Genomic DNA, 12,807 nt, shown 5'->3' with positions numbered 1-12,807 from the left:
TATATGTACTCAATAAAGCATTCTTTTTACCATAATTAACTTGCCAAATCACGTAACTTTGTCAATCCACGATACATCAAGTTGCGTACAGACTGATAATTCATGTTCATAATTTCGCAGATATCTTCATATTTCTTTTCTTCTATATAATATAGAGTGAGTGCTTCGCGCTGGCGGGGGGATAGTTGGTTTAGTAAACGCTTAATAAGGAAAAACTCATTTTTGCGCTGTTCTTTTTCCGCATAATCATTTTCTACATCTGTAGGAGCCAGCATATCGACTTCTTCAATAGCTGTATCGGACATATACATACGTTTACGAAGTTCATCGCACAACTTGTTCTTTAATGAGATGAACATATAGGATTTCAGATTATCAATAGTTCCTAGTTCATCTTTCTTGGTATAAAGCTTCACAAAAACATCATGGATGCAATCTTTCAATAACTCTTTATCCAAAGTTAGCTTTAGCCCATAATTAAAAAGGATATTGATATATAAATCATATAGCTGAGAAAAAGCTGCCATATTCCCCGCTTGAAATGAAGCGAATAAAGTTTCGGTTGAATTATTAGTTTGTCCCATCATAGCATTAATTCGATTGATTTGATGTTGCAAAACTAGGCAGTATCCGTCACAACCTTAGGTAAAATCTGGTTTGTGGATTGAAAAAATAAGTATCATGTTTTATAACACTCTTTTATTAGAATTTACCTATATAAAACAAAAATCCCGTTGAAGATCATTCAACGGGATTTTCTATCTTATAGCTTATGAAACCAATAAATACCTTCTTTCTTATCTGGTACCTTTAAAGTATATAATCCTTTTATTTTCAGTGATTTATTTATTATGTCCACTTTCCCGGAATCAGGGTGAATGTACTTTAATACATATTTTCCGGACGATAAATGAATGGGAATTTCTGTTCCAGACTTGGAATAAATGATATTTCCCGTATCAGATTTTACCAATTTCTTATATTGATCAGTATTGGTCTCTTCCACTTCCATAACTGCCGCATCCTTTAAGAAAGCCTTGTCTTTACACGGAATAACAGGACACGAGCCACTTGCCATGAATACTGCCCATCCCATAGAAGGATAATTTTGCGCATAGAAAGTTACTGCTTTCTGAGGAAACTTCTGGCGGTATTCGCTCACTGCCTTATAAGCTTCATTAAAGGTTATCTTTCCTACTTTCATCTTACGCATATGCTGGCGGGGAGCCATGTTTTTCCCACCTTCCGGCGCAAAGATCCCATCCTTCTTATAATGCCAATAACGGATATCAATAACATCTACCACAGCAGCCCGTTTAGGGTCTGCAAGAATAGCATCCTGCACATCCTTTGTCGTACTCAATGCTACTTTAGCTTTCTTTCCGGTTTCAGCTTCCCACTCGGCTATGACATCCAACCAGAACTGTACGAAGTGCAACGGTCCTGTAAATTCTGCACTTGTCAGTTGAATGACATTCGAATTATCTGCGAAGTTATTGAGACATTGGCGAATATATTGCCTATGCAACTCGCGGCGTACCGGATGACTGATATCGTAAAACATATCTGCTACGAAAATACGTTTGTCTCCGGCAAATGGAACGGGTTCCGGAAATCCGGTCTCATTGATATTATTACTGCTTCTCCACGGACAGTCCACCCAATGTGCTCCGGCTTCCAGAATATTATGCTGGAAGTAGTTTTCGTGGAATAGAAGCAGTCCATCTTTACTCCCTTTCTCTGCAAATTCTTTCAAGCGCGACCAGTACCAGGCATTGGGGCGTTTCAAATCATATTTACTTAAACCTTCCCAAGCTGTTCCCTGACCACTACGTCCGAATGGCTGTTCGTAAAAAGGACCCCATACATCTCCATCCCGGCGGCGGATACGTTCATGGTCATCCCGACGGCGGTCATACCACAATCCATAGTTCTGGTCAAAAACAAGTATGTTCTTCTGTTTCATGAAGCTGACTACAGAGTCGATACGGTCAGTCAGTCCCAATCCTTCGCGTCCCGGCACAAAGCGGGTGATGGCAGGGCTTGCTTTTTTCAAGAAGTTGGTTTTAAGTTTTCCATTCCACCAAGGAGTTGTATGACTGCTTCCTACAAGCAATACACCATCCATTTGAATACGTCCGTTGACAATACTTATTTCCGGTTGTGTCTGTTGTTTGTTTGAAATAGTCTTTTTCTCTTTAATATCATCGATTGATTTGACTCCTGTTGGCACGACTGAAGGGATAAATTTATTTTCTTCGATCCAATGCTCCAATGTCAAACGAGGATTATAAGCTTCTTTTGCCAATGCCATAGCTACTTCTACGGTAGGGCTACTTGTTGCGCTTGTATTTCTAGGCAGGATACGTGCCCGGTCTGCAGATTCTTTTTGCAGGCGTTCCGCTAATTGGGCATAAAATATACTGCGCGGCTGGACATGATTATTAGACTGTGCCCATTCTCCGTCTCCCGAGAACTGTGCCCAGCAACCATACGCACGGTTTTGTGCATCTTTTGCCGGAGTATAACATTCTATTTCTGCAGCGGTACATTGCCAGAACAAACTGTTGGCCGTATTCCAACCGGCTCCATTCTTATCCTGCCCCAAATTTTTAAAAGTGAGATTATGTCCATCGATATTGACGACATCAAACAGTAAACCGCACGCCCAAGCATCAATAGAACCACTGAATCCTAAAGATTGGTACGAATCGCATTGAACGAAAGCATTAGGACCGGCAGCGCAGAATCCGGCCGCGAAATCGTGAATGCCTTGTTCCGAATAACAACGTTGGAATAAAGTCTGCTGTCCCAATGTGTGGAAAGTACAACGGCGCATCCCTCCTATTTCGGAAACGGGATTTTTCGAAATGCAATCCTCAACAGTGATTTTAGAACCGGTCCGTTGAACGATTACAGCGCTTCCTGCAAAATGCCTGAAATTAACTTGTCTTACCCAGCAGTTTTCTGCAGCTTCGATGGAAATCCCTGTCCAACAATGATCCTCGTCTTTCGGATAGTGTTTGTCATAATCTGAGACCAATGTCAGATTCTCTACACCGCAGTTATCAATACGTCCGTTCCATTGGTATGTCATAATGGTAGATACACCGTATTTGGCATCCAATGCCACAGTCAACGGTGCATCTAAGGTAAGCAGGTTACCATTAATATCGCTAACAACCCGGTCCCATGTTAAATCCATATCCCCTTCTTTCCATCCTAAGGCGCTGATTCCTCCTCCAAAGATGTTACAACCTAAAGAAGCAATCCACTCCTTACCAGAAGGACGGGTTACCATAATCCGGTCTCCTTTTTTCAGAGAAGTCCCCAAAGCGACTTCCAACGTTTTTGTATTTACCGGAACATAGTTTGAAAGTACTTGTAATGTATCTTTTATTACCAAGTCGTTTTCTCCTTCCATATAGATGAGAGAACCCCGATCCACTCCTTTCTTTAATAATATTGTACTTTCTTTATCCATTCCCCGTAATACGATTCCAGATGTAGCAATGCGGATACTTCCGGACAGGGAAAACTCGCCTTTATCCAATAACACAGCACCGCGGAAACCTGAAATATCAGGAGGCAAGGAGGCTACATAGTCTATGGCACGTTGAATTCTTGTTGTATTATCTCCGGGTTTCCAGGATACAAATACGACATTCCGAACGGAAGGAATATCCTGTTCCGAAGCCTGATAACCACATGTTGAGAAATCGAGAATCCTATTTCTCAATTCGTCATTAAGGTAAGTTATCCGGTCGTCTTTTACTTGTAAAGCAAAGGTTTGCGCATGACTCTGCGCAAACCCGATACTTAATAATCCCAAAAGGATAGTTCTTATTTGTATATTCATTACAATAAACTTTATTATCAATTTATTTGGCTAAAACAGACTTTTCCTTTTAGAAAGTGTATCATGATTGTTTTTCAAATCTGTCCAATCCACTTTCTTCTTTGTATCGATACCATTGATATATTTCTCAATGTTAGTATAGCCGTCCCCATTACAATCTTTCACTGCGTCGGAAGGATCGTTCGGATTCAGCCCGTTGGCAACTTCCCAAACATCCGGCATCCCGTCGTTATCTGTATCGGCATACGATTCTCCTTTATATTCGGGGAGTCCGCCTACTTGACGGATGTCTGTAATAATTCCTTGTTTATAAGAGTCTGCCGGTAAACGTCTCTTTACATATGGTGACACAAATTCCGGAGCGTCTTTTACATAAATGGCTTTACCCGTCCGTACTGTTTTGATCACACGGGAATCAACCGCATCACGTTTGGGAAAGTTAGCTCCTGCATTGTCCAATACAAAGCTATAGGCTTTTGGAGTATCCATTATAGTGACAGGAGGCATTTTGAATACTTCGTCCGATTTAATTTGCGGAAGGAACTTTTCTGAGTCTACGTCATCTTTTAGCTGTACACCGCCATCCCAATTGTTCTTTGTCACTTTTGCATTTCCATGAATGATATTTCCGTTGACATAAGCCTTTCCAAAAGATAAAGGACGGTTTTTGTCACGTCCGGCTTCCGGTTTGAGGATACGATATGAGATCGGTTTGTCTAATGGAGTAATGGGACCCGGTTTGAAGTAATTATTAATCATGTTATAGAAACTTTTATTATCTCCTCCGTCCACAGAACGATTCCACCAATTGAATACGACATTATTAACAAAATTGAAATCTCCGTCCATCCCTACCGAACTGTTACGGCTGATATTGGAAGCAAATAGGTTACGGCAGAACATACTGTTATGCCCGCCGATGGTAGCACCGAAAGCATGATTGTAAGTGTCCAACGCTTCGGAGAATATAGAGTTCTGAATAGTGATATTTACAGTCGGGAGTTTCAGTCCGTGTCCATCCGCACCTCTATTGTATACGTGTCGGTAGATAGACATATTTTCATCCAGTCCCCAACTTGCCGAACAGTGGTCTATCATGATATTCCCGACTGCATTTCCGCCTACCGCATCATCACGAAAGGCAACATCCTGTGCGCCACGACGGAAACGCATATGACGGATAACAACATCGTGTGTATCAATCAGAAAAGATTGTCCTGTCACACATATGCCGTCTCCCGGAGCCGTTTGTCCGGCAATGGTCACATACGGCGCACGTACACTGATAGGACTCTTGAGATGTATTATGCCCGATACATTGAAGACGATAATACGTGCTCCCCCCGTTTCACAAGCTTCACGGAATGTTCCGGGACCGGAATCTTCGAGCGAGGTGACTACGATTACTTTCCCTCCACGACCACCGGGAGTATACATTCCCCCTCCCTCCGCACCGGGAAAAGCGGGGATATTACTTTTTACCAAATCTTCCGGTTTTGAAGCCCACGGTTTATAGGGACGTCCTTTTTGTGCCTCTTCCAAAACTGTCGGCAGAGCTTTTTCCCATGCTACATTTGATTGATGTTCAAACTCGGCTTCTTGTTTTGCCCCTCTTGCCTTTACAGAGTCCGGAATCACCGGATACTGCGCTGCCACAGGTAATACACAGGCAACCAGCATCCATGCTGATAATACTTTCTTGATGTTGTTCATTCTTTCGAATCTTAATAGGTTTTCTAAAAAGACGATTAAGAAAGCGTTTTGTAACCGGTTATTTCTCTCCTTTCCGCCATTCATTCATATATTCGCGGGGAGTCTGGTTATATTTCTTCCGGAAACATTTACTGTAATAGCCGGAATCCTTGAATCCGACAGCAAAAGCAATTTCAGAAACACTTAAATCCGTACTCTTAATCAGTTCAATAGATTTGTTCAGACGAATTTCTTTAACCAAATCTACGGGGGCTAACCCGGTCAGGCTCTTCAACTTTTTAAAGAATGCCGAACGACTCAAACCGATACCGGAAGCTATTGTATCTATATTGAAATCACTATCATCCATATTCTCTTCGATCACTTGATGGATTTTCTCAAGGAACTGTACATCTTTCTTTACCAAGTACTGTTCATAACTATCCTCTTCCGTCGTTGTCTGGTTCTCCATTTGCTGTCGGATACGTTCACGGAATAATTTTCGCTCAGACAATAACTGGTCGATTCGTGCCAACAGGTATTCTTTGCTGAATGGTTTGGTTATATAAGCATTGGCACCCAAAGTTATGGCTTTTGTCTTGGCACCTTCATCATTCTTTGCAGTCAGTATTATTACAGGAATATGGCTGATCTGGAAATCTTTACGGATAGACTGTAACATTTCCAACCCGTCCATCTCAGGCATCATCTGATCTGTCACCACAATGTCCGGATGGTAAAGATGGACTTTCTTCAAACCTTCTACTCCATTATTGGCAATATGGATGTTGAATTTGTCTTCTAATTGCAATTTTATCAGTTGACAAAGATCTCTGTTATCTTCTACTAATAACAGGGTCGGTAGTGAAGAGTCTATTTCCGGTTCTTCTTCTGTAGTTTCTACCGAAGGAATATTCGTAACAGCTTCTTCTTCGGAAGAGGTTGGAGCAGTTTCCGTGTCGCTGACATAGAAGTCGACTTCCGACGGACGATAGTGTTCCTTATCCATTAGAAGTTCAACTGTAAATACGGCTCCCTGTCCTTCGGGACTTTCAGCATAAATAGAGCCATGATGCAGGTTTACGATTTCTTTAGAAAGTGCCAGACCAATGCCTGTACCTTGATAGTATGGATTCTTTGTATTCTCTCCTTGTGAGAAGCGTTCGAATATTTCAGTCAGCTTACTTTGTGGAATGCCCTCTCCATTATCTTCTACCCGTACGAAACAGCGTTTTCCGTCATCCGTCAATCCGGTAGTGACGTAGATACTTCCGCCGGAATGCGTGAACTTAAACGCATTGGATATAATGTTGCGGATGACAATACTTAATTTTTCCTTGTCTGCCCATACCATAATAGATTCGTCCGGTAACTGGAAAGTGAAACTAACTTCATTCTCTTCTGAAAGCACACGGAATTCTTTCTGGAAAGAAGCTATCATTTCATTAAAATCAATCAAAGAAACATGCAGGCGCATCTTGCCATTCTGAATCTTCCGGAAATCCAATATCTGATTCACCAATTGTAACATTTGATTGGTATTCTTCTCCATCAGATCAACATATTGCAATCCTTTCGGGGATAATTTTTCCCGTTCTTTCAGTTCCTGTATAGGTCCTTTTATCAATGTCAAGGGAGTGCGAAGTTCATGGGAAATATTGGTAAAGAACTTAATTTTCATTTCCGATACTTTTTGCTCGATATAGATATCATTCTTCATTTTGATCATGAAGAAAGCCAGGCGCAAACCGAAATAAAGAGCCGCCAATCCAAGTATGACATAAATAATCATTGCCCACCAACTCAACCACCAGGGCGGAAGAACCGTAACGGCTAAAGTTCGGCTCGAAACAAGTTCGGGATTGGCTTCATCCAGCGTTTCTACACGGAAAATATAATCACCGGGAGGCACATTGGTATAAGAAGCAATCCGGTTCTTTCCATTATAATGCCATTCTTTTTCATATCCTTCAAGTATGTAACGATAAGATACTCTGTTCTGATTATAAAAATTCAGAGCGGCGAATTCTATTGTGAACATGGACTGGTTGTATTTCAGTTGAATCGCATCGGTATAAATAATGGATTCTTTTAGAATGGGGCAATCCTGAAAACTCCGCAGATCGCGATTGGATACTTTGAAATCGACAATACGTGTATCATAGTCCATGTGTTGTGTTTCCAACTTATCCGGAGAAAATGCCAATATACCTTGTCGTGTACCGAGCCATAAATCTCCGTTTAATGTACGAAGTGTACTTCCCTCTTCCAATTCTACGTTTAGGAAACCGTCATATTTATCATAATTGCGGAACTGTTCGGTAGCTTTATTAAAGCAGGACAAACCGATTTCTGTTGTAAACCAAAGATTTCCGTTTTTATCTTCTACAATTGACTTGACCACGTCATTATTCATTCCTTCACGTATGCCGTATGATTTAAAGATCGGTTCATGCTTTTCTTTATCATATCGAACAAGTTTGTTCAGACCTCCACCAAATACGCTTACCCAGATTTGTGAGTCAGTGTCCTTGTATAGCACATAAATATCATTATCAGCGACATTGGATCGTTCACTGACTTGACGGTAAGTCTCAAATTGTATCTGTTCGGGTGTTGCAAAATGTCCGTCGAAAGACATTAAACCATCCATTGTTCCTACCCATATCCGGCCGTCTTCATCTTCTGTCATTGTGCGTACCTCCATATATAGTCCATAAGGAGGATACTGTTTCAGTCCGTTGTATTTATGTTTGAAAACAACTTCTCCGTTTTCTTCGGCAATCAGATTTAATCCTCCTCCCAATAATCCTACCCAAATGCGTTCCTGACTATCTTGGTAAGTAAAGTATACGTCATTATTACTAATGGAGTTTGAATCTTTCGGATCATTCTTGTAACGGGTAAAACGCAGTCCATGAGGTGAATTCATATCCGGTTCAGCTTTCACCAATCCATTACCTTTGGTAGAGAACCATAGATTTCCGTCTTTATCTTCCATAATATGATAGACAGCTCCCAGCAGGTAGTTCTGGTCCGAGAAAATCTGCTTCACTTGTCCGTTACGATCAAGACGGTATAGGGCCTGCCATCGGGTTCCTACCCAAATATCTCCGTTTTGTGCCTGATAGAGAGCACGGATTCCTTGATTTCGGGATGTCTGTTTTTCCGTAGAAACTGGAACGGGAGATACATCGGTCAGCAACTGGAATTGTTTTTGGGGGAAGTTCACTCGATACACCCCGCTACCGGTAGATGCCAACCAAAGGATTCCATCTTTATCCAATAACAAATGAAAAAAAAGTTGATTGGGAAGATCCTCAGAAAAAGGTTTCATTTGATTGATGCGGGTCATTTCCAGCTTATCCCTGTCGAAAAGAAGAATTTCTCCGCCCGGAGTGAGAAAAAACATTCCTTGCTCACCTGCATCCTGCATCTCAAAATTGCCAATGGTATTCTGATTGGGAAAAGTAAAACGATGACTACTTTTATTCAGAGGATCATAATATATCAATGCGTGATTGCCTTCCTGAAACCATATTTTATCATATTTGTCATAGAATATGATGCCACTATCCTCTTGGGGGATTGTAAACGGTAGTTTGGTTAGCTGTTTGTAACCGATGTTGTATTCGTATGCTCCGTCATTGGTAGTTATATACATCAAGCCGGACTCGGTGACCAGTAAACGAGAGATAGCCTGTTTGATCTCCGGTATCTCGTAACGATTCACAACCCCATTTTGAGGATCAATACTATAGATATGCCCGTTTTGATCTCCCAGCCACAGGAACTTGGAATTATAAGAAGCGCAAGTGAATAATTTGGGATCGGCAGAAACTTTTTTTCCAATAAAATCGGCAGGTTTATCTTTCAAGGCACTCCCTTTTCTAAGAGACAGAATCTGGTAGTCCATACCTATCCAATTAATAAATTCAGCAGTTTCACAAAACACATTATGTTTCAAACGCATATCATATACGTTCACGTTGGGGCGTGAGTCGTGCAACTGCTTCATTGTAATCTTACCTGTTTCATCGGTATGTGCACGCAACAAACTTTTATCTTTAGTCAACAGTAGAACGTCTCCGTCTTCTGTCGTTTGAATCTTGATAATCTGAATATTCTCGGAGTATTCTTTTACATCATCATAGACGGCATGAAAAGTTTCATGCTTCTTGTCAAATAAATATAGTTTGCGGTCAATAGTCTTGAGCCATAGAAAACCATTCTTATCTTCCACAATACGCTGAATCTTGCGAGGAGGGATATCTGCAGAATAAAAACCGTCCCGATTATCATACGAACGGAATTTAGCTCCGTCAAAACTGCATAATCCGTACCATGTGCCAAACCAGACAAATCCATCTGTCCCTTTTAAAGTGCAGTTGACGATGTTATTGGGCAAACCACGTTCAGCCGTGTAATGTTCTACAATCATATTTGGATAGGCAAAAGCACATACGCCCATCAACGATAATAATAGTATTAGAATATTCCGTTTTCTCATTTATGATAATAATAGAGGTTTTAATGCTCCCAAAGGTAGTCTTTTTTTTGAAGATAGTGACTAGAATCACTATCTTCTTATTGTTTCTTGTGCTATTTTTCAGTTCCGAATTCAGTCTGTTGGCGTTCTACTTCGTCCAATACTCGTTGGCGTTCTTCTTCGGTGAGCTGTACCTTTCCTTCCGATTTCCTTTCCGACAAACCGGTTTTCATCGTAGGTGAAGTGATTGTTTGTTCTTTGTAGCAGAAAGGAAATTCGGCCGGGATACTTTCAAACTCCAATTCGGCAGCCGTAGGAGCCTGTGTTCCTTCAAATTGTGCATGAGCTTTCACTTTAATCTTTCCGGCTTTCCGAGTAGACCGGACCAACAGAGGAGCCGAACCGAATTCTACAGTACGAGGATTGGCGCCAATGGTAGCGTCACCAATAATTTGTCCTTCTCCTTCTACAGTGAACACAATATTTTCTTTTGCCAGACGACGCACATTACCGCTATCATCTGTCACTTCGGCAACTACCACAATGAAATCCGAACCGTCCGCTATCAAATTTACTTTTTGAGTATCTGCATATAAACGAAGTTTGGTAGACCGACGGGAAGGCATTTTCTTTTGTGTACACACCACTTTTCCGTCAATGATACCTTCGGCAACCATATTTACTTTCTGCCAGTTCTTCTGTGTATAGCTATATCCGCGTGCTTCCCAGAAATCCCATACATCTTCGAATATAACAGGTGCATTCGGCATATGCCCTTTGGCATGAATTACAGGCTTAGTCCATGATTTCGTCCCATCATAGATAGAAAGACGCACCGAGTCGCAGTTACTGAATATCACTACATCTTTATCGGAGAACTGTGACATTTCATGAGCAATGAATACCATTGGTCCACATTCTGTCAGCGGATGGTGAAGATTGGCGGGTGATTGACTACGGAACATTTCGTAGGCATATTTCTTTTGTCGGAAAGCATCATATATACCTCCCCAATAAGGATCGGGATGATAACCGCGCTGATGATCGAACGGATGCCATTGTGCTCCACCGATAAACTGACCGGTAGTACGGTACATCTCATCATAACTTTTAGCCAAAGACAGCGCCTGTACGAACAGCGGACGTTCCCCCCAACTGCGGCTCGCACGGTTATTGTTGTTGTGAGCGTACCAATCGTCTACATTCTCTCCGAATTCACGGGTGAAAATACATTGCTCCGGCCTATCAGTCTTTTCGTCATCTCCCGGCCAACCGTAAACAACGTCATAATGTTCTTTCACACCGGCGGAATGCACATCGGCAGCAGCTACGGGACGTCCCGGATAAGGAAATTCTTCTTTGGTTATTTCGAGTGCTTTCAAGGCAAAGTCGAGCGGATAGCGGGTTTCATTCAGAATAGGTTCCCACATCAAAACAGATGGGTGATTACGGTCACGACGAATCATTTCGCGGGTGTTTTGATGAACCAATTCTCCGAATTTCACATCCTTGTTCCAATATTGCCATCCCGGAGTAGCTACGATAACAAACATACCGAGTTCATCGCAAGCATCCATAAAAGAAGGATCTTGTGGATAGTGCGCTACCCGGATAATTGTGCAACCGGCATCCCGCAGGCGTTTTGCATCCCGCCATTGCTGAGAATTAGGCAGGGCATTGCCTACGTATGCAAAGTCCTGATGGCGGTTAGCTCCTACTAATTGACCGAAGGGTTTTCCGTTCAGCCAGAAACCATCTTTGCCACGAAATTCCGCTTGGCGGATTCCGATACGTGTGATGCCTCCGTCAATGGACTGATTGCCTTTTTTAACCCGTGATTGCACTCTATATAAATAAGGTGAATCGGGTGACCACAGTTTTGGGTTCTTTATCTCTATCTGCTGCCGGATCGTTTTCTTTTCTCCGGGTTTCAGGGAAAGCTTGCCGGAAGCTCGTCTGATAACCTTTCCATCAGTATCTGTCAGGGCCGTTTCCACAGTAACGGTTTCGGAACGCTGATTCTTATTTTGTAGTTCCGTATTTACATAAACTTGTGCGCTCTTTTCACTGATCTTGTCGAAATGAACAAAAACTCCACCACCTGCAATAGTCTGGGACTCTATTGCGTCAGTAATGGATACCGGTGATTTAGCTATCATCCATACATCACGGTAGATACCGCCATGATAGGCAAAATCCAACGTATATTGGGGCTTGCCGGGAGGAAAGGATTTATCATTGCTATTATCTACAAAAACGGCAAGCAGACAAGAATCTCCTGCCTGTACACCATTGGCTGTCAAATCCAAAGTAAAAGGAAGATAACCACCAATATGTTCTTGAATACGCTTTCCGTTTAAGTAAAGGACTTGCTTTCCCATCGCTGCCTCAAAGTGGAGCAGGACCTGTTTCCCTTTGGTTTCCGCAGGAAGTACGAAATGCTTGCGATACCAGGCAGGGCCTTGATAGTTACGGCAGCCGCTAGCTTCGGCAGGCATTAACTCTACTGTATGAGGGGTGGAAACAATTGTCCAGGAACGGTCGTCGAAATCAACGGATTCGGCTTCATGAATGTCCCCCTTGAAAAATCTCCATCCCGGATTGAAGTTATACACTTGTCGTCCGCTACCGGGAAGCTGAATGAATCCGGCAACTGATGTTTCGGGGCGGTAAGTTTCTATTGTCCACCCTTTCTCTATCAGTGAGAATAACAATAGAAAAGCTGATAAAATTAAAAACAGTCTTTTATTCATAATACTTTTATTTA

5 protein-coding genes are annotated in these 12,807 nt (G+C 41.9%); all 5 read right to left on the bottom strand.

Going from position 1 to position 12,807, the window contains the following annotated elements; genetic code table 11:
- Positions 1-35: 35 nt before the first annotated feature.
- On the bottom strand, positions 36-587 hold the full coding sequence (locus GD630_RS05890; protein WP_029425867.1) for an RNA polymerase sigma factor: 552 nt from the start codon (positions 585-587) through the stop codon (positions 36-38).
- Positions 588-763: 176 nt separating this feature from the next.
- Positions 764-3,859, bottom strand: coding sequence for a DUF6298 domain-containing protein (locus GD630_RS05885; RefSeq protein WP_143865981.1), 3,096 nt, complete (start codon positions 3,857-3,859; stop codon positions 764-766).
- Between the two features lie 30 nt (positions 3,860-3,889).
- On the bottom strand, positions 3,890-5,572 hold the full coding sequence (locus GD630_RS05880; protein ID WP_143865979.1) for a polysaccharide lyase: 1,683 nt from the start codon (positions 5,570-5,572) through the stop codon (positions 3,890-3,892).
- 58 nt (positions 5,573-5,630) lie between these two features.
- The gene (locus GD630_RS05875; protein ID WP_143865976.1) at positions 5,631-10,061 is read right to left on the bottom strand and encodes a hybrid sensor histidine kinase/response regulator transcription factor; all 4,431 of its coding nucleotides are present in this window, start codon (positions 10,059-10,061) and stop codon (positions 5,631-5,633) included.
- A gap of 92 nt (positions 10,062-10,153) precedes the next feature.
- Entirely contained in the window at positions 10,154-12,793 is a 2,640-nt protein-coding gene (locus GD630_RS05870; RefSeq protein WP_143865975.1) for a glycoside hydrolase family 2 protein, read from the bottom strand.
- Positions 12,794-12,807: the final 14 nt, after the last annotated feature.

Source organism: Bacteroides zhangwenhongii (genome assembly GCF_009193325.2).
Lineage (GTDB): Bacteria > Bacteroidota > Bacteroidia > Bacteroidales > Bacteroidaceae > Bacteroides > Bacteroides zhangwenhongii.
This window is presented reverse-complemented; position numbering and strand designations above follow the sequence as displayed.